Here is a 24,813-nt window from a genome sequence, read left to right on the forward strand (position 1 = left end):
TCAGCATCTTCATCTGATGGTCCCCGGAGTATTGGTTTTTATAGTAGTACTTTCTACGATCTCGCTTCCAACCCCTGGCGAAATCCTTCCCGGTTTTACCTATCCTCTCATCCAGCCACCTTGATCCCTTTGAGGGGAGATACTTATCCCATTTACCAGGGTCCAAAGCCTTCGAAGAATTAAAATAGAAGTAGTTGTTTTATAACAATCTTCCTGTTTAAAATTAAAAGTCTTTCTACAAAAGAAAGTTACGCTTATTTGCTGTGAAACTATAACCTGAAGGGTTGGGAACCCTACCTAGGGTTGGTCTTTAATTGTTTTTTCATAAAAGCACAAAGAGCTCTGTCCTGAATTTTGGAAAGGGAACCCGGATGCTAATTCCCCGGTATTCCTTCGACTAAATCAGTACAAAGCTTGGCGTGTGAACCCTATCTTGTGAAGCGTGTTAAACCCTTTTTTTCAATCTTATTCTCTGTACTGGTGAGTCTGAACGGTTTGTTGAACGATCCATTACAGGTAATGGGTCAGGAGGTTCCTAAACTCAATCCCACTAAGTCTTATACTTTAGATGAACTTTTGACCTTTACCATGGAGCATAATCCGGAAATATTGGCAGCTAAGGCAGAAATCGATATAGCCAGGGGAGAGTTGATAACCTCGGGACTCCTTCCCAATCCAAGAATTGAGTTTACGGGAAGAAATCAGCGTATTCCGGATGGAGATTTGTCCGGGTTTAATTATGATGTGAACTTAAGCCAGGAAATTCCCCTGGGTGGGAAAATAGGACATCGCAAACGGGTGGCCCAATTAAAACTGGAAAAAGCCCATTTAGATTTTCAGAATGTGGTTCGGCTAAAAACGGCCGAGGTCAAAAAAGCTTTTTATGCCGTGTTATTTAATCAAAGGCGACAGGAGTTAATAAAGGAAGTCCTGGAGGTTAACAGGATTATTTTAGATATTGCTAACAAACGCTATAAAGCCGGAGATATCCCTCTCATGGGAGTCAATCTGGCCTCTATTGAATTACAGAGGACAACTACGGAAAGTCTAAACCTTCAAAATGAGCTCAGTCAGGCGAATTCCGAGCTTTTAATGGCTCTGGGGGTTATCCTGGATTCCGGGGGGCCTTCCGGGGTGGAGGGTCTCAAAGTGGAAGGGACCCTCTCTAAGGAAGAGATTCAGTTTAATCTGACCGAATTAATCCAATTTGCTCTGGCCAATCGGCCGGATTATAAAAGTCTTCAAGTAGCCGTAAAAGCAGCAGAGGCCGATATTTCCCTGGCCCGGGCAGAAGGAGTTCCGGATATCGAGGTTGGGGGCACTTTTGAGCGAGAGTTAGGAAATGAGCGCCGTATAGGGGGGTTTGTTTCTATTCCTCTTCCTCTCTTTAACCGGAATCAGGGGGAGATTGCTAAGTCTCTGAGCCGCAAGGATCAGGTAAGCCTGGAATTGGCAGCTTTGAAAAATAGGATCGAGCAAGAGGTACGAATCGGATTTGCCAAGGTTGAAACCGGTAAGAAAAATCTGGATGTGTTTCAGCGAGGTCTTATCCAACTGGTCCGAGAAAATCTGGAGTTAAACCGGAAAGCTTTCCAGGCAGGGGAGATTGAATTTCTGGAAGTTGCTCGGGCAGAAGAAGACTTCATTCGAACAAATACCCTCTTTTTAGAAGCCCTCTATAACTATAATCTGGCTTTGATCGAGCTGGAAACGGCTATGGGAAGTCAATTTACCAGGGCTTTGAGGGGTACCGAAGAGAAGAAATAAGGATCAAGAACCAGGTTTATTCCAGCTGGCTTGATGTGTAGAGGGTAAACTCTTTCTTCCCTTCCATTCAGCCTGAGATGGCTTCGTGTTTCTTTGCTATTTGACTTTGTCAGGCAGGACATTCCGCTCTGCTAATTTTACCAGTTCGAGTTCTTCTTCTTTTTCTTCTGCTTCTCGCTGTCTTTTCCATTCCTGACGGTATCTTTCGGTGATTGTAACCGTTAATTCGTGCTGACGCTCCGCGGAAATTCCTGCCCCGGTAGAATTCAGGATAAAATTGGCTTCTCCAATATTCTGAATCATTCGTAATATCAGGTCGTTAAAGGTACAGTAACTCACTCCCTGGACTTCATAGTCGGTTTCTCTATAAAGACTTATAAAGTCGTACTTTTCACCCAAGGTTTTATAATCTGCAATGGCCTTATCCAGAAGTTCCAGGGCTTTTATATAATCGGTATTGGTCCGAATGATCTGAATCTCCTTCTCCGATAATTCCTGCTGTTCCAGCTCCTTTAAAGTCTTCTCGGCGGATTTAAGGACTCCGATAGGATATTTATTTAATTCTTCTAAAGTGAGTGAGGAAAGGGTTTCAAAAAGTCCATAAAAGGACAATCGAATTAAAGCCAGGGCTTTTTGGGTTAAAGTTAAAGTCTCAAAGTGCTTCATTTCTTCCTGAATTTCCCGCTCACCCGGGGTTATTTTTACTTCCAGGGGCGAATCTGCAGGTTCTTGCTTTTCAATTCTCAGGCTCCGGATTTTTTCGGCTTCGGCAATGGTAAAACTTATTAAAATGTCGTACAGATCTAAAATCGACTCTGAAGGTTTAGAAATCTCGATCAGTAACTCGGCCAGTTTCCTGTTATGGCGGATAATGGTGAGGGGATATTTTTCCGCTATAGCCTCGGGGATGAGATTGGAGAAACGCTCGATAATTTCATGGGCAAACTCTGCTTCCAGGCCACTTATATTTGTTTCAATAAGATTTAAGATCTGTCTATATTGAGACTTATCAAAAGTCTCCACGGATTCAAGGGCTCGAACGGCCAAAGCCTCCAGAATTTTGATCAGAGTTCCTTTGAGCTGCTGAATCTGTTGAGGTTTAACGGTAATGTGGGTCTTCGTCATCAAGAGAGCGTCTTCCAGAAATCTTTTATATTGTTCTAATTCCTGTTGGGGGAATTTAGTCTTATTTTTCGCAATTTCTTCATAGGTGGTGGAATAAAGTTCTTTGTAAATGCTCAAAGCCTCGTTAAATCGAAATTTTAAAACCTTCACCAGTTTTTGAAGAACTTCATTGTACTCTGTTTCCTCCATCTCCGGAGAAATTCCAACGTCTTTCATAAGATCCACATGGTGAAGGATATCCGACGTAGGGGCCGTTTCCAGGAAGTATTTACTATTTAAGGGGGATTCCTTCCCTAATACCTGTTGAATGAAGCCCTTTACATAATCAACCCGGGTGGTAATCAGACCGGACAGACGCTTAAGGATTTTATCGTACGTATTATACGACTCACTCTGGGAGGAGACAGATTCGACGGCTTCACTGAGGATTTTCTTCAATTTTTCTAATCTTGATAATGGATAAGCGTTACAATCCAGCGTATATTCGGTTATATCAGGTATTTTTTTAAAATACTCTACGATGTCCTCTGCAGGGAGCTGTTCTAATTTTTCCCTATCGGATAAAGAAAATACTTGCATGGCTAGTTATTCCATTCTTTTTCCCTTAGCTCATATTCCTTCATTTTAGTTTGAAGGCTCTTTCTACTGATGCCCAATTTTTTAGCTGCCCGGGTCACATTTCCTCGGGTTTCTTGAAGCGCTTTAATAATTAAATTTCTCTCCACTTGAGCAGTAGCCTGTTTAACAGCTTCTTTTAGACTCAGATCTGATTTTAAATCGGAGCCACCCTCCCTTGAACCGGTAATCTGGCCTTCTGAAGTAGAATTGGGAGGGGAACCGGTTCCCACCAACTCTCCGGACTGAGGTGCAGATATAGATTTCAAATCAGGTTCTACTCTGCCGGGTAATTCAGTTGAAATATTATATGCAACTCTTGTACTCACCAGGCTTCTCAGTTCCTCCGGTAAATCTTTCAAGGTAATAAAATCAGAATCTAAAAGCAAAACAGTTCGTTCGATGACATTTTCCAGTTCTCGAATATTCCCCGGCCAGTTATATTCCATCAAAGCGGCCTTAGCTTCTTCGCTGATACCCTGTACGCTCTTATTCAGACGTTTATTGTATTTGGCAATAAAGTGGTGAATGAGGAGGGGGATATCTTCTTTTCGTTCCCGCAAAGGGGGTACTTTAATGGGAATTACATTGAGTCGATAAAATAAATCTTCTCGAAAATTTCCTTCCCTGACCTCTTTTTGTAAATCTCGGTTTGTGGCCGCGATGAGGCGCACATCCACCTTTAAGGTCTTAATTCCCCCCACCCTTTCAAATTCTTGTTCTTGAAGAACTCGCAGAAGTTTTACCTGCACTTCCCTTTTGATCTCGGCAATTTCATCCAAAAAAAGTGTACCGGTGTGGGCCAGCTCGAATCGACCGGGTTTACTTCCCACAGCCCCTGTGAAAGCTCCTTTCTCATAACCGAAAAGCTCACTCTCTACCAGGTTTTCGGGGATGGCAGCACAATTCACTTTGATAAAAGGCCTTCCTTTTCTGAAACTTCTTTCATGGAGAACCCGGGCAATCAATTCTTTTCCTGTACCACTTTCACCGGTAATCAGAACGGTTGAAGGACTATCCCATATCTTTTCAAGAATTTTGTAAATTTCTTTCATAACCGGGCTATCCCCAATAATTCCAAACCGTTCCTGATACTCAAATTCAGGGAGAATATCCTTCTGGTTGAGTTCCTGGGTCTTAACTGCCTTATAAACAATGGTTCTCATCTCATCCTGCTCAAAGGGTTTTGTGATATAATCGAAGGCTCCTTTTTTCATGGCATCTACAGCCGTCTCAATGGTTCCATGTGCCGTAATAATAATGACAGGGAGACCGGGATGATCTTTTAAGATGTGCTCCATAAGAACAAGTCCATCCATTCCCGGCATCAATAAATCCGTGATGACTGCATGACAGATATTCCCTTTTAGCCAGGCGAGGGCACTTTCCCCATCCACGGCCTCGGCGACCTCATAACCCTCTTTGGTTAATAAGGCCTCTAAAATCCGACGCATGTTTTTTTCGTCATCTACGATAAGGATCCTTTTTTTCAAGGGCTCTTTATGGGTAGTGAAGGGTGAAAAGGGGCTCTTTATCCTTATCTTACCCCTTCACTCTCTCACTCCCGCGTAACTACCTTCCTGGGCTCCCTCACTACCTTATCACTTTACCCCCTCATTGAACAGGTAATTTTACCACAAATTGACTTCCCTTACCGATTTGACTGCTAACTTCAATGGCCCCGCCATGTCCTTCGATAATACGATGGCAAATGGCCAGGCCAAGCCCTGTTCCCTCTTTTTTGGTGGTAAAAAATGGATTAAACAATTTATCTATATGATCTGCAGGAATTCCAACCCCGGTGTCTATAAATTTTATACTTAAATACGTTCCGGTTTTATCGGGATCATTCTCCAGAGTCGTAGAAACAACTAAACTTCCACCTTCCGGCATGGCCTGGATGGCATTTAAAAAAAGGTTTAAAAAAACCTGTCGAAGTTGTTCTGCATCGGCATGGATCAAAGGTAAATTTTCTTCAAAGTCCAGGATTACTTTTATCTGTTCGGGAATCCCCTCGGCTTTAATCAAAGCATAGGTTTTCTCCAGGATCTTATTGATTTCACAAAGGGTGATATTTTTCTTGAAGGGACGTGCATAATCCAGGAACTGAGAAACTACATGATTCAATCGATCGACCTCTTCAATAATAATACTTAAAAACTCTTTTCTTTCCTCTATGGAAGGTTCTACTTGAAGATATTGGGCTGCACCTTTAATAGCTCCCAGGGGGTTTCTTATTTCATGGGCCAGACCCGTAGCCATCTCTCCTAAGGCCGCTAAACGATCTTTCCTTTTCATGGTTTCGTAGATTTTGTAATTCTCAATAATGATAGCCGCCTGATTGGCAACGGTCATAAGCAAGGCAATCTCGTGACTGGAGTAAGCCTCTTCAGAACCTGCGTCTTTAAGGTTCCAGAGTCCCAGGACCCTGTCTTGTCTACACATCAGAGGGATGCAAACCTGGGCTTCCATTTTCTTCAACAACTCACAAATGGACTTAATAACAGCCGGAGAAGGGAGGGAGGGAGTGGAGGAACGAGTCAAAGAAGATGGGTTGTTGGTATATCCTTTTCCCCCCTCTTCTCCTCTCCCGTTCTCCATCTCGTAAGTTCTCAACTCCCGTTCCAGTTCTTCCAGAATCAAGGCACCTCTTTTCTCCTTGATATACTCGGTGAGAACTTTAGTCTCAAGGAATTTGGGAATTCTCTCCCGATGATCGCCGATTGCTTCTACCAGCTTAAACAGATCCTCCCGTTCATCCAAAACGTAAACCGATGCATGGGTTATACGGGGAAACTCTTTAATCGTGCTGATAATCAGGCTAAAGAGTTCATCCACCGTTAAAACCCGGGCCATTTTTCGACTCAAGGTATTCAAAATATTTTGGAGATTATAACTTTCCCTGAGAAAAATACGATTTGCCCGGTCCTGGACTTTCAATTTAATCGGTTCGTAAAGAAGTAAAATCAGTAAAGAGGCAATAAAAGTGTTAAAGATAGCAAGTCCCGGCTTGTTCCCAATCCATAACACCAGAGCTCCATAGATACCTCCAGTTATAGAAGCCAGGGTAACAAGCACGATTCCCCTTCCGATGATTTCGTGGAGATCCAGTAATCGATACTTTACAATAGATTGAGAGATAAAATACATATAAACCATAACGGCCAGGTTTCCCAACTGGGGAAAGTCAATTCCTATTCCCGGTAAAAAATCTGTGATTCCGGCAGTTGTGGCAATAACTCCACCGATTATCATGTATTTGAGCTTAGCCCTTTCTGTAGTTGATTCTGTTTCAGAATACCGTTTATAGATCAAATACAGGCAAAGATAAAGAACCGGAAAGAAATAACAAACCGTTATGATACTCCACTCTCGCATGAAAAAGAAGGGAGTCAGAACGGTTATGAAGAGACCGATACTGATTCCGTAGGTATATCTTAAAAGTCTCCATTTTATGGGATTTCGAGCCGAAAGAAATACAAGGGTAAAGTGAAGCGCGCTGGGAGGAATAAAAAGAGAACCGAGAAAAAGAATCCGGTACCAGAAATCACTTTGGGTGAGCTTATAAAGGAAAAATCCTAGATTCCAGACAAAAATATTAAAGCTGAGATAGGAGAAAGTTCGGTGAAGTTGGTTCTTTCGATCCTTAAGGATAAAGTAAACAGCAAAGCAGAGATTTACGATAGCTGCGATGAGAGCGCTCTGGACTTGAAAAGTCATAGCTTTCAGAATCCAGAAATCAGAATTCAGGATGTAAATTTCTGGATTCTGATTTCCGGTTTTAACGTTTATCAATAACCCTTCGCGCTTTGAACTGGGTCCGCTCTAGTTTTCCTGGCTCTATCAACTCAACTCTCGTTCGAACTCCAAGGCGGACCCGTAGCCTGGTTTCCAGGGTTTCCCGTAATCTCTCCAGTATCTGGGGATTCTCTTCAGCTTCCTTTTGGAAGCGGGGGCTATACTCGGCCTGGACGGTCAGTTCGTCCATGGTCCGTTCCCGGGTAATGAAAATACGAAACTCTTCACCAAATCCCTCGGTGGCCCTTAGTACATCCTCAATAGCACTGGGATAAATGTTTTCGCCGCGAACAATGAACATGTCATCAATCCGACCGTATATCCCTTTGGGGAGTCTGGGATACGTCCTTCCACAACTGCAGGGTTCCTGGGTCCAGGTAGATAAATCTCCGGACCAGAAGCGAATCATAGGTTGAGAAGTCCGCTCCAGGTGGGTATAGACGGGAACACCTTCTTTTCCATAGGGGACGACCTGCCGGGTATCCGGATCGATGAGTTCTGTGTAAACAATATCCTGCCACAGGTGCATTCCCTGACGATCTGCACATTCCCCATTACTCATCCAGGGAGTCATCTCTGCCGTACTTCCCGTATCAATACAAATAGCCCCGTAAGTTTCTTCTATGAGTTTCTTGGTGGAGGGGATTCCGGCTCCGGGCTCTCCAGAAAAGAACATGATTTTCAATCCGAAGTCCCTGGGATCGTATCCGGCTTGCCGGGTTTTCTCGGCAATATATAAAGCATAGGAAGGGGTCCCATAAAAGGCAGTTGGTTTGATGTCTCGCATCCATTCAATTCCCCGTTCGGTTTGCCCGGGAACTCCGGCTCCGAAGGGAAAACAGGTCAAACCAAGTCGCTCGGCGCCAACGAGAGCCCCCCAACTTCCCAAATAAAGGCTAAAAAAAGAGCCGATAAAAACGGTATCCCCTGGTCGTAATCCCATTCCCCACATGACCCGCGCGTGGGCATTGGCAATTCGTCTCCAATCGTCCCGACTAATGGCAAAAGCCGTTGGTTTTCCCGTTGTTCCAGAAGTCCCATGGATTCTTAACACCTGCTCCCGGGGTATACAGAGATAGGATCCAAAAGGTGGGTGCTCCATCTGATCCTTTCGAATTTCCTGCTTAGTCACTACGGGCATCTTGTGGAAATCTTCCAGAGTTTTAATATCTCCCGGTTGAAGTCCAGCTTCATCCCATTTTTTACGATAGAAAGGAGCGTGTTGATAGGCATAGGTAATTTGAGCCTGAAGCTTTTTCAAAATGATTTTCTCCCGTTCTTCAGGATCCATGGTTTCTTCTCGTGGGAACCAATATTTCTGATGCAACTCCGGCAAATAAGTTTCATCATAAATAGGAGGCCAGTTCATACTCATAAAAGAGTAGGGAAGTGTGGAAGTGTGGAAGTATGGGGGTATGGGGGTATGGAAGTATGGGTGTAAATTCTCCCATACCCCCATACTTCCACACTTCCACACCCCTCTACTTACCCTACGCTGATCAGCTCCAATTTCTTAGCCCAACGTTTTTCTAGAGCCCATTTAAGTTTTTGATGTTCGGGTCGGGAAAGGGTAGGATCTTGTCGGACAATCCGAAAGGCTTCTTCTCGGGCCAGTTCCAGAATTTTCGCATCGCGAAGGATATTGGCTACCCTCAGGTCGGGCAAACCCGATTGCTTGGTACCGAAAAATTCTCCAGGCCCTCGAATTTCCAGATCTCGTTCCGCGATGATAAATCCATCGGTAGTTTCGATCATGGCATTAAGACGCCTCTTAGCCTCTTCGCCAACAGGTTGATGGGCCAGAAGCAGGCAGTAGGATTTATAAGGACCTCGCCCGACACGACCCCGAAGTTGATGGAGTTGAGAAAGACCGAATCGTTCTGCGTGCTCTACCAACATCACAGAGGCATTGGGCACATCGATCCCTACTTCTAAAACCGTTGTAGAAACCAAGATTTGAATCTCCCGGTTTTTAAAAGCCGTCATGATCTGTTCCTTTTCTTCACTACTCATTCGCCCATGGACTAATCCTACTTTGAATTGGGGAAAGATTTCGGTGCTTAATTGATTTGCCATTTCTGTTGCGGCTTTCAAGTCTAAGATTTCAGATTCCTCCACCAGCGGATAGATCACATAAGCCTGACGGCCCTGTTCTACTTCCTGTCTGATCCGGTTATAGACCCGATCCCGGTCCCGATCATAAAATAAAAGGGTTGTCACCGGAGTTCGACCCGGAGGTAACTCATCGATAATGGATACATCCAAATCCCCATAAATTGTTAGTGAAAGCGTCCTGGGAATCGGAGTTGCCGTCATGATAAGAACATCCGGTTGATATCCCTTTTCTTTTAGAGTGGCTCGCTGCATAACCCCAAATTTATGCTGCTCATCGATAATAACAAGTCCCAATTTCTGGAACTCTACATCTTTCTGAATTAAGGCGTGGGTTCCGATAATTATCTGAGTCCGTCCTTCCCTTATGTTGGACAGGTATTGCTCTCGTTCCTTCTTCCGAAGCTTGCTGGTCAGCAGGCAGGTCGTAAGTCCTAGTTTTTCTACAAACCCGGAGATATTTCGATAGTGTTGTTCCGCCAGGATTTCTGTGGGAACCATGATGGCTCCTTGATAGCCGGCTTCTACAGCCCAGAGCAGCGCAATAAGGGCCACAATTGTTTTTCCGGAACCCACATCTCCTTGAAGCAGCCGGTTCATGGGATGGACGGATTGCATATCCCTTTTAATTTCAGAAAGCACACGCTCCTGGGCCTTGGTCAATTGATACGGAAGTAAAGCTCTCAGGCGCTGCTCCAGTTCTCCGGTAAACTGAAACTGAATTCCTTTCTGTTTGGTGGCAACCCCACGCTTCTTCAAACCAAGTCCCAGTTCCAGGAGAAAAAATTCGTCGAAAACCAATCGGCGATGGGGTTCGGAAGTTCCTCGATTCAGTTTTTCAATGTCATCCTCCTCCTCGGGAAAATGGACCCGACGTATTGCTTCCGGCAGATCCAACAGGCCGTACTTTTCTTTGATTCCAGGCGGAAGTATTTCTTCCAAAGCATCTGCGTAGCGATCTACGATGGACTTCATAACCCCTCGTAAAGTCTTTTGGTAGAGTCCTTCACTGAGGGGATAGATGGGTACAATGCGTCCCATATGGACATGGGTCGTTTGCCGGGCTCCTGCCCCAACAGACAGGTCGGGTTCTTCCTCATCCAGGATTTCATATTCCGGTTGGATCATTTCCCTGGGAGCATAGCGGAAGCTGGTTTGAAACCCTCCTTTACTGAATTTAACTTTTCCATAGAGGATGACTTTGCTTCCTTTTTTAAAGATCTGTTTTAAATAAGGCTGATTAAACCATTTAGCCACCAGGGTGCCGCTATCATCTCCGATGAAAGCCTCGAAGATTTTGGTTTTCTGTCGAGGTGTTGTAACCACGCCGGTATTTTTAACTTCTCCATAAACTGTTTCCCACGCCTCGGCTTCCAGCGCTGCAATGGTTTTAATATGCCTTCTATCTTCATAACGTCGGGGAAGAAAGAAAAGAGCATCTTCAACGGTCGTCAGGTTAAGCTTCTTTAAAATTTGGGCCCGCTTTGGGCCCACTCCCTTGATATACTGAAGTGGAGTACTTAAGCTAAAGGGGGAGACATCGAAATCATCATTTTGAGACTCTGAGGCGTTCTGAGGCCCGGAGGTGTAGGGAGATTGGGATACGGGGCTTACTTTTTCGTCTCCGTATCTTCGGGTCTCCTCCTCCCCACGTCCCGAAATGGCGTCTATCACCTGTAAGGCTTCGGTGATAATCTCTATTTTTCTCTGTCGAGGAACCGTATCATATCCTTGGAACAATCCTTCTAAGACCTGAAGTTTTTGTTGAATTCCAGAAGGAAGGGATTGGATATCTAAATTTCGAATACAACTTAAAACAGTTTTCTCCAGATCTTGAACGCGCTCTATGTTGGCGAAGTTATTTTTAGCAGCATATTGAAGGGGTTTTTGTATAATAGCCAGAAAAGCTTCAAATAAAATCAATACTTTCCATGATCCGTGATCTGTTGTCCGTTATGGCTCTTCAAGAGCAACGGACAACAGACAACAGATTAAGGGCGTCTTTACTGCCGGTAGGGAACCCAGACCCCATTGGCATCGAAGTACCCGTAGGGAGTGGATCCCCCTCTTCCCGTATCGGGTACTGTTGCGGGCATCCCGCTACTTCTATAATCCTGCCATGGTGAACGGTAGGAGTCGTAATAGTCAGAGTTGTAATAGCCATAGTTGTAGTAACCATAGCAAGATGGGGAGGTACACCGTGATTCCCAACGTCCCGGTACCCATTTTTTATCATATTTCCAATAATCCGGTATCCAAATCGGCTGATAGGACCAATATCCCGGTACCCAACGTTTGTAGTATTTATAATGGCCCGGGATCCAACGATAACAAATCTCACTACATCCTCTATATCTATCCCCACAGGAATAAGGATATTGGGAGTTATAACACTCGGGATAACTCCAACTATAATCCGACCATCGAGAAGGATAAACTTCTTGAGGTGAAGTTGAAGGAACCAGAGAACGTTCCTGGGCTCCGGTCGGTAGAGCAAAATATGAATTTAATAATAAGCCAGCCATTAAGAAACTTATAAGAAAAAATACCCTACAGCTTATTGTGAAACGCATAAGGAAACCTCCTTTTTGGTTCAATATGAGATGGTGAGGTAAAGGGGGGTGGTGGGGTCTCATCTCCTATCCTGTTCCTATCCCCTCACCATCTCACTGCTTCACCACCCCATCATCACGGATAAAAGACACCTATCCGTTCTCTTTATTTATCCACAGAGTCTTTTCTCCAAAAAATACCCAAAACAAGCCCTACGATGATTCCTACAGCGATGAAAATAACAAGATTAACCACAAGATTTTTAACCGTATCCAACCCATAATAGTTTGTTATCCGGTCGTAGACATTCCACATGACCCAATTTAAAATCCCAAAGCATCCTATCACAAACCCTTTAATTGTATCCGAATGGACCCGATGGCGGATTTTCCCTACGATAAAGCCTATAAGAATACCTGAAAGGGGACCTATAACGGCTATCCAATTAATGATCATCACCACCGTCTTTTCATCCACAATTTCTTTCACATCTTCACCTCCCTCTTAGGACATTCTGAACTTCTCTTTTATAAGTTTCCTTATTTAAAACATACCGTTCGCATCCTGCCCGAACTCTTTCCAGATCCTTCTCGGTTACGGCCCGTTTTGGCTTTGCCGGAATACCCATTACAAGGGTATTAGGTGGAATGATGCTTCCTTCGGCCACTACGGCTCCAGAGGCTACTATGCAATTCTCTCCAATCTTGGCTCCATCCAGGATGATGGCTCCCATACCGATTAAACAATTCGATTCAATATGACATCCGTGAATAATGGCACCGTGGCCAATCGTCACATTATCTCCTATGATAAGGTCATGTCTATCCAGGGTAACATGGAGAAGGCATCCATCCTGGATGTTGGTTCTTTCCCCAATCCGTATAGAATTAACATCTGCCCTTATAACTGCATTAAACCAGACACTGGAATGGGCTCCAATTTTTACATCGCCAATAACCTGGGCACTTTCCTCTACAAAAGCAGTTTCATGAACTTCAGGAACGATACCTCGATAGCTTTTGAGCATATAAGCTGATGATAAAGGCCTCTGTGGGGAGGTTTTGGCTGGCTATTCTGAACCCAGCTCAGAACCTGGCCTTGACAAGGGACAAATTTGTCAATCTTGTTCTTATAACCTTAGGACATTCAGGAAAAATTGAATCACACTTACAAAATAATTTCAAGAAAAAAGTTCGTGTTTTTATCTTATAATGATAGTTTCAGAAAGTATAACGGATTCCTCCACGTGTCCTGACAAGTCAAGCAAAGCCATCCCTTCAAGTCATGGGAAGATTTTATCCCCTTCCCTTTACTTTGGATTTCAGCTCACCTCGCTCCTCACAAAGACATCCCGGGTTGCGGACCCGGCGTAAGAGACGGAATGTCCTCACCCGTCATTCCCTTAAAGAACTTAAAAAGATTTAAACATCGCTTTCTTCCTTGAAACAAGGCCGGGGCCTGGTTTTTACGGCTAAACAGAGAAGCGAGGTACCGAACGGAAAATTCATTTTTCTCAGGAAGAAGGATTCACTCTTGAAGATTTGGGTAAGTAGGTTATTAATAAAAATGGGTAGAGGTTCCAGGTTAGATTTAGATAAGGTTTTGGGTCTGAAAAATTTGTTGAAGGTAATGATGGAGAAAATCACAGGGAATAAAAACGTATTGACATAGGAGAGTTTCTTGACCAGGAATCCACTCTTCTGGATTTTGCTCAAGAGTTCTTTTGCCGTGTATCTTCTCCGATGTTGGGAGACCACATCCTCTCCGCTCCATAAAAATGCATAGGCCGGAACGAAAAGAAGCAGATACCCCCCATCTTTACAGATCCGATGCATCTCTTTGAGTACCTCGACATCCTCATCCAGATGTTCCAGAAGGTCCAGCATGGTAATCAGATCAAACTGATTGGAGGCAAAGGGAGAATTTTGGATATTTCCTCGAATCAGATTTTTTAAATTTCGAGATTTACAAAACAGAAGTCCTTCCTTGGAGAGTTCTATTCCAAAAGTTTTTCCATAGGCACTTAAAAGTTTGGTGGTCAGTCCCGTTCCACACCCCGCATCCAGGATGAGGGACTTTTCTGAATGAAGGGGCAACAGGGCAATTTGATCGAAGATTATTTTTCTTCTACCTCTGAACCACCAGTAATCTTCTTCAAAATCATAATGCCGTTGATATACTTCAGGATTCATAGCCTTTCCAGGTTTTAACCACCTTCCGGAATTTCAAAAGTTTAATAAGATACTCCCAGGAATCTCTAAAGAATCTTACCGTAGAAGGTACCTCATAGCGTTTGATAAAGAGGATGGGGATTTCTTCGATTCTCAACTGCTTGTAATAGGCCCGTACCATAATTTCCGTATCCCAAAACCACCGTTTATCTTCGATCTCATCTAAAATGGGAAGAATCTTCTCTCGATTAAAAAATTTATAACCGGTTTCGGTATCTTTGAGTCGGGTATGAAGGAGCCGATTAACCAGGGTGATATAAGTTTTACTGGAAATCGCCCGATGCAAAGTTCTTAACTGAAGCTTATAAATCCTCCAGCCTACGGCAATATCAGCTCCATTATCGATAGCCATAATCATGGAGGGGATATAGCGGGCATGGGCTTCCAGGTCGATATCTATATAACCGACCACCCTCCCTTCTGCCTGCCGAAAACCATCGGCTACCGTTTGACCTCGTCCCTGATTCTCTAAATGGAAGATTTTTTTTATGGATCGTAAAGACCGTCCGGGTTTGTCTTTATATCTACTTACCAGCTCGTCAATAATTTTTCTTGTACCATCCTGGCTACAATCATCGACAAAGATGAGTTCATAGGTATATCGGGTGGAGTCTAAAACTTGAAGGATCTCCTTCACACTCTGTTCTAAAACCAGTTCTTCATTGTAACAGGCAATCACAAGACTTAAATCGAGGGTCTCCATATTGATTATTTTTCAAACCTCATCACGGTCATCCAACAAAAGGAACGGAGAAAGGGAACCCATTGGATTAACCAGGAGTCTATGTATTCTAAATTTTGTTTTATTTTCTGATAAACCTTTCTCTCTCTGTTTAAGCAAATACCCAACAAAGCAGTTAAATAAAATTCTCGATGAAAGGAGGTTTTAAAAAAACTTCCCATCTGCTCGACGTCTTTCAGGTTTATATAGTGAGGAGACGTCAATTTAAATGTTGATCGGAACTTTCGATAGAAGTAAAGAAGAGGGTTGAGTCGGAGAGGTTCCATGAAAACGGCTATTCCTCCAGGACGTAAGATTCGGGCGCTTTCTCTGGCAACCTGGAGAAAGTCCGTATGCATCAGCATGGTCTGTGCAAAAATCCGATCGAAGGTCTCTTCCTTAAACGGCAGTTGTTCTGCATTGGCCTGAATGAGCGTGATGTGTCTATGGTTTACTGTCCGTTGTTCACTCTGGGTGATTCGTGGCCCCTCAGGTAGGGTAAGATCCTCCATCTCATGGGCAACAGATATGTTTTTAATTAGTCGGAGGCTTTTACAGGATATATCCACAGCATAAACCTGTGCACCCTCTTTAGCAAAAAAGAGGGTTTCCTGTCCCTGTCCTGGGCCTATTTCTAGAAGTCTTTTACCTTTCAGGTCACCCAAACACTCAAAGGCAAATTCCCTACAGGAAGTCTGGAACCGAAGTCTGGTTAGGATCTCTGTATTGGGAGAGGACCAGACCAAATCATAGTACGCTTGTAGATGTTGGAGTTTCCTGTTTTGGAGAGTCATTTTTCATGGCCTCGGCTTGGCTTTTAGGCACTTTTTTGAAAAGGCGTACCCTGGATTGATCTGGAAGGCTAATATCGCAGGCGACTTCTTTAAAAGGTAATTTATTTTCTTCAAGCATCTTTATAATGGAAGCATTATAAGGAACCGAGTAGGCCGGTCCCTGATCTCCGGTTTTAAACAAAACATAATCGGACATGTTCACAACCCAAAGGCATTCTTCAAGGGAAAATGTGATAGAGTAGTGATCACAGTGCCTGATGCCTAAACCTAATTTTTGGTGATAGGAAAAGTACTTAAAAATGTCCCAGTTAAAATATTTTTGATTAGAAATAATTGCGATCTGAGGGGATGCACCGTTGGAGTTTCCAATAGAAGTTCGTAAGGTGTTAAGGATCTGTTCTGTCTTCCAGTCCTCCTGAACTGGAGGAAGGTTATAATAACCTCGTCCCATGGCTACAAATTTGGTTCCAAACAAAACGTAATAAAGTTTATGGTTGAACATCTCAGAAGGGAGAAAGGAAAGGGAGTAGAAACTAAAGAGAGGGATTCCTAAAAGAATCCCATAGACAGGATACAAATCCTTTTGAAAAAAAGATGTCAGAAGTAAACTTAAAAAAATTCCGAAAGCCGGTAAAGAAGGAGCGAAGAATCGCAGATCTTTATTTGTGGCAAAGGTAAAAGCGAAAAGGGGAAGTAAAAACCAGAGTACAATTACCGGCAAATAAGGGGTCTGACTCAGTGTAAGATTTTTGTGAAGGATCCTTCTGAGGAAGACATAATAAAGAAGTGCAACCGTGAAGAGTGTAAAGTAGTAATTGGAGATTCCTCGATAGATTACAAGATGTTGGTAGTCTAAAATCGTTTTGGGGGAAAAAACATTTTGATCAAACCCATGAACTTCCGTTAAGTGTCCATATCCTCCCCATAGGAATATCCAGATGGCATAGGCTGTGTTCGGAAAATACCAAATCGAGGAGATCACCAGAGTCAGTAAGATCATGATGCCTACATCTTGAATGAATCGGGAGGGGGTTATGGGATGAGTTTGCTTATGAAGGAAAATTTCTTCGGAAATTCGTTTAAAAAGGATGAAAAGGAAGGGGCCGATCATAAAAAGGGGGAATGTGATCTTGATTAACATCCCAAGCCCCATGGAAAGACCCAGGTAGATGTTGTACCTGGTTTTTTTAAAATAATCGGATTTAAGTAACAGGTAGACGTTCAGCGCTACAATGGCTACCAGGGGGAATTCCGGGAAAAACATGCGAGATAAGCCGAATATGAGCGGCATGGTCGTTGTGATGTAAGCAGCCAGCAGGCCTGTTTTTTCATCTTTGAGAACTTTACCGATTCCATATAGGGAAAGACAAAGGACCGCCAGGCTGGTCATATGAACCATCATGGCCGACATTTCTGATTCTCCAAAGAGGAAGTAAAAAGGGAATGTCAAAAATAAAGAGAGGGTTCGATAGCCTTCATAGATAAAATTTTTCATGAAGAGCGAGAGGCCCCCCTCTTTCAAGGAACGGTAAAGCAGTTCGCTTTTGTAAAGATAATCGGCTGGATCCCAGGTAGGAGGCGCGGTATCCCTGATGAGCCAGATATAGTTGATAAGGAGATGGAAGCCGATTAATACAAGGAGCAGTATCGGGCAAAGAATGGATAATCTTAAGTGGCGGTTCATAAGTATTAGCGTTTAAATCTGGTTTGGGGAACTCGTTGTCTTGAGAGAATAATTCTCGCGCTATGATCTTCTTTTTAAGAACAATTCTATCGAATCCCTCCCGTTATAAACCCAGCGAATAATTAACGGTTCTGTAGAAGTAGAAGTTAAGGTCTGCAAACCTTTCCAGTATATGGAAGTAGTACCAACAACTTCCCAGCATGGTGATCAGGACTATCAAGATAACGAGTTTGTGATGCCGCGACCAATATTCCCCTGCATACATGGCAATAAGGGGTAGAATTAAATAAATATAGCGATAATTTTCAGAAAAAAGCCCCAGTCCAATGCAGAGAACGAAAAGCAAAAAATAAACTAAAGTGAAATTCCATATGGGATTGTTTCGACTGTTTTTATAGGTTAAAATCCATCCCACAAAGAGGGGAAGAGCCGAGATGAGTATAAGCTTCATGAAAGAAAAAGCCTGGAACCACCTCGACGGATTCCAATAGCGCCAGCTTATGACCGAGAACCAGAAATCAGGAACCAGAAAAGGACTCCATACACCCGGCGCCATACCCCCTGCTTCCAGAAACCTGGAGCGATTGCCCCACAACCCTATTATCATAATGAGCAGTGAAGGTAGAGATAGCCAAAGAATTCTTTGAAGCGTAAAGAGTTCCTTTTCAGTAAGATTCTGATATCTTAACTTTTTGTAGGATGCCAGGAGTCGATTTTTAAGAGTTGCCAGGGAAAAATATCCGAGAAAAAAGAGGCTAAAAATCCAGGCTTCATATCCTGTCAGGGAAGCCAAACCCAGGAAAATAGAGGGGAGGAAAACCTGTTCGTTTTTTAGAAAAAGGGTGAGGGCAACCAGGAGGAAAAAGGTCATCAAAGGCTCCCGGATAGACATGGAGGAGGCCAGAATGTCCATGGGAGTTAGGGAGAGAATTAAGGAAGCAATCAGGCCGGATTTCCAGTTCTTTGAATTGATATAAACCAGAAAGATAATAATCAAAGAAAGGAAGATATTGCTCAATTTCAAGGTCAGCAAGCTCCAGGAGCTGATCAGGCAGTCGATAAATATGCTGAAGATGGTGTAGAGAGGTAACCATAACTTATCCGGATCCAGATGTTGAGGGACTCCCATCCAACTGGCAGGGATGAAACCATATTCCTGCGGATTTGAAAAATCCCCTTGAAAGACCTTGAGGAAACGCAGAATAAAACCTATCAAGAGGACCAACCAGATTCCCTTGTGTTGGGTAAGGGTCTTCCAAAGATTATAAAGTACCCCATTTTGTCCGGAAAAAGAATGAACGAAGGTAAGCAGCGAAACATATAGGAAACCTCCCGTGTAAATGGCCAGGAAAGGTCCGATAAAATAACCTCGATTAGAAAGGAAAAGATAAAGCCCTATCAGGCAGTAAATTCCCATGAAGAATTCCAGAATCATCAGAAAATCCACCGGGGGAAGGTAACTTTTATTTCTCCAATCATCGGCTTTGGATTCTACCTTAAACTTGGGAGTTCTTCGAAAACTACTTTCGATATTAAACAAGGCTTCTAAGACCGCCTTGGTGTTGCTGATGGCTATACCGGTTCCCAGGCACATCAAAACCGGCAGATAACAAATTCTTCGATACCAGTTTTTATAAAGTTCTCGTTGGGAAAATACATACAGGGAAGAGGGACCAAAGGTAGCCAGGGCAAAAAAGGCCGCAATCACAAAGACCGTCGAAAAGTTCTGAAAAAGAGTGCTGATTTTTAAAAGGGGAATGGAGAGTAAGGCAACGGTCAGCATGAGAGGATGGACCAGGTAATGGGTCAGGTGTAAAACAGCCTGATATTTCGTAAACCAGGGGACCTGGGCTTTTAAAATTCGAGGAATGTTCTTTTTGGCTGTTTGGATAGAACCTTTAGCCCATCGATGTTGTTGAGATTTAAAAGCATTAATCTGAACCGGAAGTTCCGCAGGGGAGACCGTCCTTTGAAGAAATTTCATCTTCCATCCTCTCAGGAGGGCTCGATAACTGAGATCCAGGTCTTCTGTCAGGGTATCGGCCTGCCAGCCACCTGCATCGTAGATGGCCAGTTTTCTCCATATTCCCGCCGTGCCATTGAAATTCATGAAAAGTCCAGACCAGACACGGCCTGCCTGTTCTACGGCAAAATGTCCATCAATACCAATGGATTGTCCTAACGTAAGCAACGAATAATCCCAATTGATATGCCCCCAACGGGTTTGAACCATGGCTATCCGTGGATCTTCAAAAAATGGAATGGTATCTCTCAAAAACTCCTTGCCGGGAACAAAATCCGCATCAAAAATAGCCACAAATTCTCCACGGGCCTTTTCAAGACCGTTTTTTAATGCTCCGGCTTTATAGCCAGATCGATTGGTACGATGGATATACGAGATATCAAAACCTTCTCGCCGATATTTTTCAACGATCTCCCGAGCAATATGAACCGTATCGTCTGTGGAATCGTCTAAGACCTGGATTTCTAATAGCTCCTTGGGATATTCTATGCGGGTAACCGCTTCAATGAGTCGTCGAATGACATACTTTTCATTATAAATGGGAAGTTGAATGGTAACAACCGGAAGGTCTTGGGTCTTTTTGCTTCGCCAGAACCTTTCTATAATTTCCTGATCTCTCTCGTGTTGTCCTTTTTTATTCCGAATATACAACCAGATGAGAATATAGCTATTAATGCCGTAAAGAAAAAGTAAAAATAGCGAAAAAATATAGACAAACGCCAAGACAACAGCAATAACAATCATAAAGAAAACTCCTATATTCTTCTAGTATACTTCGTGGGAATTATAGAATAAAACTGCGTGAGACCCAGTTACAACTATAAACGATAATTCAATACAAAAATTCTTGCAAGTGGAAGATGTAAGAGATTCTAGAATTGATAATTGACAATTAACCTTAGATAGGTGATAATTTTCCATGGAGGGGGTTATAAAGATTTACATGAAAAATTTTTACTTTTTGTATATTTGGCTACTTTTGTTATTACTTCCCGGCTGTGAGAGGCTTAAATCGGAAAGGGGAGAAGAACGGGAAGAAGGGCTAAAGTCACAGGTCAAGACCGAAGTCCTTCCGGACACTCAGGAGACATTCCTGATACTTGAAAAAGAAAAACAGGAGTTGATTGATCTCAAGGTCGAAACGGCAGTCGAGAAAGAGGTAGAAAAAACGGTTAAAAGCTTTGGTAAGGTCATTCCAAAAGTCCAGGCTGAAGCAGAAGTTTCTTCTCCGGTAGCAGGTCGGATTATTCCAGAGAGTGCCCAGTTTATTCCCCCGGTAGGTTCCCAGGTAGAAGAAGGCCAGCTTTTGGCTCAGGTGGAGCAAATTCTCAATGCTCCTGAAAAAATCCAGATGGACGTGGACACCCGCAAAGTCGAAGCAGATATAGCCCAGGCTAAAGAGGAGATGGAAATTTATCGGGCCGAACTCGCCCGGGCGAAAAACTTATATGAAGAGCATGTCGCTCCGCTCAAACGGGTTCAGGAAGCTGAGTTGGCTTATAAACTTGCCGAGATAAAATATAAAAATGCTCTCCAGCAGAGAAAGATTTATACTTCTGCCAATCACGGTAATAACAGCCGCATCCGCCAGTTTCCCATCAAAGCCCCCATTGCAGGTACCCTTACGTTTGTCGATGTAACCCCAGGTCAACAGGTCGATACATCTCAAAAACTTTTTACCATTGTCAATTTATCTGTGGTCTGGGTTGAAGCCCAACTCTTTGAGGAATATCTTCCCTACATCCAGGGTCTCAAGAAGGCTCGAATGAGCTTTACACCTTTTCCCGATGAGGTTTTTGAAGGAGAATTGATCCATGTCGGAGACAGCATTCATCCGGAAACCCGAACCGTTCAACTTATTTTTGAAGTCAAAAACCCGGACCGAAAATTAAAACTGGGTATGCAGGCAGATGTCCTGATTCCCATGGGTGAAAAGATTCAGGCTGTTTTGGTACCGGCCTCGGCGGTTTTAGAGGAAGGAGGCAAGAAGTTGGTGTTTGTTAAAATCGGTGAGGAGAAATTTGTTCGCCGAAATGTAACCTTCTTTTCCAGGGAAGGAAATCAGATGGCTCTTTCAGAGGGATTGAAACCTGGAGAGGAGGTCGTGGCGGTAGGAGCTCAGGAGCTGCTAGCAGAGAGCTTGAAATATCGAATATCGGTGGCCGATTAAGTGAAGAACTTTACCCGAATAATCCTTTTTACCTATGCTCAACCATATCATCCTTTGGTCCCTTCATAATCGGGTGGTTGTCCTGGTTTTGGCAGGTATCTTATTTGGTTATGGATTGTTCGCGGCCAAAACAGCCCCTTTAGATGTTTTTCCAGAATTTGCTCCGCCTCAGGTGGTCATTCAAACCGAAGCTCCCGGGCTTTCCCCGGATGAAGTGGAGGCCCTGGTGACGATTCCCCTGGAACAGGAAATCAACGGGACGAGTAACGTAGTCAGTGTACGATCCTCTTCGGCGGTGGGACTCTCGGTCATTACCGTTGTTTTTACGGATCAGACCAATGTTATTACCGCCCGCCAGCTCATTGCAGAGAAATTGAGCCTGGCCGCTTCCCGATTGCCCCAAGGGGTCGGCTCCCCGGAGATGGCCCCCATAACCTCTTCGAGTAGTACCATCCTGATGATCGGTTTGACTTCCAAAAGCCTCCCTCCCATGGAATTGCGGACCATAGCCGACTGGATCATCAAGCCTCGATTGTTAGCAGTTCCGGGAATTGCTAAAGTCGTTGTGTATGGAGGTGGCGTTAAACAATATCAGGTTTTAGTATCGCCCAAGAAACTCAGAACCTATGGCGTGACCCTTCAACAAGTCATTGAAGCTGCCAGACGCTCTAATTCCATGGCCGGGGCCGGATTCGCCTTCTCTCCTAATCAACAACTGGTTATTCGGGGAGATGGACGAATTAACTCCCTGGAAGATTTAAAAAATACCCTCATCATAAGTCGGGACGGCGTTCCTATTACCCTTCAACAGGTCGCTAAGGTCCAGTTTGGACCTGGAATTAAGGTTGGAGAAGCCACCATCAACGGGGAAGATGGGGTCATCTTGATGATCTCCAAACAACCCTGGTTTAATACCCTGTCGGTCACGGAAAGCCTGGAGAAAGCACTTGCTGAACTGAAAGAAGCCATCCCCCAGGAAGTTGTCCTCTATCCGGCCTTATTCCGGCAGGCCAGTTTCATCGAAACCTCCATCCGCAATATGACCCAGGCCCTCTGGCAAGGAGGGGTTCTGGTCGCTGTGGTTCTTTTCCTTTTCCTTTTTAATACCCGCTCGGCTTTGATCAGTTTGATTGCAATTCCCCTCTCTCTTCTCGTTGCAATTATTATCCTTCGACTCTTCGGAGCCACATTGAATACCATGACCCTGGGTGGGCTTGCCATTGCTATTGGGGAGGTCGTCGATGACGCCATCATCGATGTGGAAAATATCTTCAGGCGATTGCGGGAAAATCGACGGGCTGAATACCCCAGGCCGAGCCTGGAAGTGGTTCTAAGAGCTTCTTTGGAAGTTCGTAACTCCGTGGTATATGCCACCTTCATCGTAGTTCTGGTTTTTCTTCCCATCTTTTTCTTAAGCGGCATCCAGGGAAAGATCTTTGCTCCCCTGGGTTACGCCTATATCCTTTCCATCCTGGCTTCTCTGCTGGTAGCTATTCTGGTAACTCCGGCTCTATGCCTTCTGTTGCTACCCGGGGCAGCCCAAAAGGTTGAAGAAAGCTTTCTGGTAAGAGGTCTTAAACAATTCTACCGACCCCTTATTAGTGGAGTACTCCGACATCCGGTCCGGGTAATCCTCGCCTCCCTTCTCCTGTTCATGGGAGCTCTGTCCCTTTTTCCTTTCCTGGGAGGGGAATTTCTTCCGGAGTTCAATGAAGGTAATTTTATTGTCCATATGGCAGGTCTTCCGGGAACTTCTTTAGAGGAATCGGTACGAATGGGAAAAATAGTGGCCCGGGAGTTACTGAAAAATCCCGCCGTAGCTTCGGTGGGCCAACAGGCCGGTCGGGCTGAACTGTCCGATGATACCTGGGGCCCGGATTATAGTGAGCTGGTCGTGGCCTTGAAAGACACAGAACTGGATATGGAGGAGGTGTTGAAAGATATCCGGGAAAGGTTGAGTCGTATTCCGGGCTTTTACTTTAATATTATGCAATTCCTATCAGAGCGCATTGATGAAGTCATCTCCGGTACGACAGCTCAGGTGGTTGTAAAGGTCTTCGGTCCGGATCTTTCCGTTCTGAGGGAGAAGGTAGCTGAAATTCAAGGGGTATTGGCAGGAATTCCAGGGGTTGCAGATTTACAGGCGGAACAACAGGTCGATGTACCCGAGATCAAAATTAAATTTAATCGAGATATGGCCGCCCGTTATGGCTTAAGTGTTGGAGATCTGGCCGATATTGTAACCGCCATTTTCCGGGGCGTCCACGTTTCGCAAGTCTACGAAGGACAAAGGGTCTATGATCTCGTGGTCCGATACGAAGATACCAGCGGATTTAGTCTGGATGAGATTCAAAATACCTGGATTGATACCCCTTCGGGTTCCAAAATTCCCCTTCGTAAGGTTGCAGAAATCTCCGTGGAGAATGGTCCCAATACCATTAATCGGGAAAATGTCTCTCGAAGAATGTTGGTTCAGTGCAACGTGACCGGGCGAGATGTGGTGGGATTTGTCAATGAAGTTAAACAAAAGGTCCGTGAAAAAGTTCGGTTCCCAACAGGCTATTATGTGGAGTATAGCGGGCAATTCGAAAGTCAGGAGCAGGCCAAGCGAGAAATTTTGTTGCTGGGGATCGTCTCCGCCATTGGTATTCTGCTTCTTCTCTATATGTCCTTCCGCTCTCTGGGACTATCCCTCCTCATTATGACCAACCTTCCTTTGGCTCTTATCGGAGGTATTGTGGCGGCCTTCCTCTCAGGTGGCGTCCTTTCCGTCGGATCTATGATCGGATTTGTGACTCTGTTTGGAATTACCACCCGAAATGGTATTATGCTCATCTCCCATTACCACCATCTCCTGACCGAGGAAGGGATGTCTTTCGGAAAAGAATTGATCATACGGGGAGCCATGGAGCGCCTCTCTCCTATTTTGATGACCGCTTTAGTCACCGGATTAGGTCTTCTTCCCATTGCTATCAGCGTAGGGGAACCCGGTCGGGAGTTGGAACAACCTATGGCAGTTATTATTTTAGGTGGACTCGTCACCTCTACTTTACTCAATATGATCGTTATTCCGGCCCTTTATTTCAAATTCGGAGAGCGAACTTCCAGGCCCCTTCAAAAAGAACAGGCTTCCCGATCTATCCAACCCGTTTACTAGCCCCTTAACCTTCAGAGGTCCTTTCTGTAAAAATATCTTGATCCTGTTTCCCCCAAGGTATAC

General features: G+C 44.2%; 16 protein-coding genes. 3 read left to right on the plus strand and 13 right to left on the minus strand.

Annotated elements, in window-relative coordinates:
• The first annotated feature begins 495 nt into the window (after nt 1–495).
• Entirely contained in the window at nt 496–1,767 is a 1,272-nt protein-coding gene (locus tag VNM22_16075; protein ID HWP48674.1) for a TolC family protein, read from the plus strand.
• A gap of 96 nt (nt 1,768–1,863) precedes the next feature.
• Here VNM22_16075 and VNM22_16080 read toward each other — a convergent pair whose 3' ends face one another.
• From VNM22_16080 to VNM22_16140, 13 genes are all read right to left on the minus strand, one after another.
• Nucleotides 1,864–3,471, minus strand: a complete 1,608-nt coding sequence (locus VNM22_16080; protein HWP48675.1) for a hypothetical protein — start codon at nt 3,469–3,471, stop codon at nt 1,864–1,866.
• Nucleotides 3,472–3,473: 2 nt separating this feature from the next.
• Entirely contained in the window at nt 3,474–5,000 is a 1,527-nt protein-coding gene (locus VNM22_16085; protein HWP48676.1) for a sigma-54 dependent transcriptional regulator, read from the minus strand.
• A gap of 121 nt (nt 5,001–5,121) precedes the next feature.
• Nucleotides 5,122–7,302: an ATP-binding protein gene (locus tag VNM22_16090; GenBank protein ID HWP48677.1), complete on the minus strand. Its 2,181-nt coding sequence runs from the start codon at nt 7,300–7,302 to the stop codon at nt 5,122–5,124.
• Entirely contained in the window at nt 7,289–8,674 is a 1,386-nt protein-coding gene (locus tag VNM22_16095) for an AMP-binding protein (GenBank protein HWP48678.1), read from the minus strand. The genes VNM22_16090 and VNM22_16095 overlap by 14 nt, the downstream gene beginning before the upstream one ends.
• Before the next feature lie 116 nt (nt 8,675–8,790).
• On the minus strand, nt 8,791–11,340 hold the full coding sequence (gene recG / locus VNM22_16100; protein ID HWP48679.1) for an ATP-dependent DNA helicase RecG: 2,550 nt from the start codon (nt 11,338–11,340) through the stop codon (nt 8,791–8,793).
• An 80-nt stretch (nt 11,341–11,420) separates the two neighbouring features.
• Nucleotides 11,421–11,990, minus strand: a complete 570-nt coding sequence (locus tag VNM22_16105; protein HWP48680.1) for a hypothetical protein — start codon at nt 11,988–11,990, stop codon at nt 11,421–11,423.
• 145 nt (nt 11,991–12,135) lie between these two features.
• Entirely contained in the window at nt 12,136–12,459 is a 324-nt protein-coding gene (locus VNM22_16110; protein HWP48681.1) for a hypothetical protein, read from the minus strand.
• 4 nt (nt 12,460–12,463) lie between these two features.
• Nucleotides 12,464–12,997 (minus strand): gamma carbonic anhydrase family protein, encoded by a 534-nt coding sequence (locus VNM22_16115; protein ID HWP48682.1) that lies wholly within the window; start codon nt 12,995–12,997, stop codon nt 12,464–12,466.
• A gap of 394 nt (nt 12,998–13,391) precedes the next feature.
• Nucleotides 13,392–14,162, minus strand: coding sequence for a class I SAM-dependent methyltransferase (locus VNM22_16120; protein ID HWP48683.1), 771 nt, complete (start codon nt 14,160–14,162; stop codon nt 13,392–13,394).
• Nucleotides 14,152–14,904, minus strand: coding sequence for a glycosyltransferase family 2 protein (locus VNM22_16125; GenBank protein HWP48684.1), 753 nt, complete (start codon nt 14,902–14,904; stop codon nt 14,152–14,154). The genes VNM22_16120 and VNM22_16125 overlap by 11 nt, the downstream gene beginning before the upstream one ends.
• 5 nt (nt 14,905–14,909) lie before the next feature.
• Entirely contained in the window at nt 14,910–15,716 is an 807-nt protein-coding gene (locus tag VNM22_16130) for a class I SAM-dependent methyltransferase (protein HWP48685.1), read from the minus strand.
• The gene (locus VNM22_16135) at nt 15,670–17,211 is read right to left on the minus strand and encodes a glycosyltransferase family 39 protein (GenBank protein ID HWP48686.1); all 1,542 of its coding nucleotides are present in this window, start codon (nt 17,209–17,211) and stop codon (nt 15,670–15,672) included. The genes VNM22_16130 and VNM22_16135 overlap by 47 nt, the downstream gene beginning before the upstream one ends.
• Before the next feature lie 292 nt (nt 17,212–17,503).
• Entirely contained in the window at nt 17,504–20,167 is a 2,664-nt protein-coding gene (locus VNM22_16140) for a glycosyltransferase (protein ID HWP48687.1), read from the minus strand.
• 199 nt (nt 20,168–20,366) lie between these two features.
• Here VNM22_16140 and VNM22_16145 point away from each other — a divergent pair, with 199 nt between their 5' ends.
• Both VNM22_16145 and VNM22_16150 read left to right on the plus strand, forming a co-directional pair.
• Nucleotides 20,367–21,593, plus strand: a complete 1,227-nt coding sequence (locus VNM22_16145; protein HWP48688.1) for an efflux RND transporter periplasmic adaptor subunit — start codon at nt 20,367–20,369, stop codon at nt 21,591–21,593.
• 34 nt (nt 21,594–21,627) lie between these two features.
• The gene (locus VNM22_16150) at nt 21,628–24,750 is read left to right on the plus strand and encodes an efflux RND transporter permease subunit (protein ID HWP48689.1); all 3,123 of its coding nucleotides are present in this window, start codon (nt 21,628–21,630) and stop codon (nt 24,748–24,750) included.
• Nucleotides 24,751–24,813 lie beyond the last annotated feature (63 nt).

It is taken from the genome of Candidatus Limnocylindrales bacterium (assembly GCA_035559535.1).
Taxonomy (GTDB): Bacteria; Moduliflexota; Moduliflexia; order Moduliflexales; family JAUQPW01; genus JAUQPW01.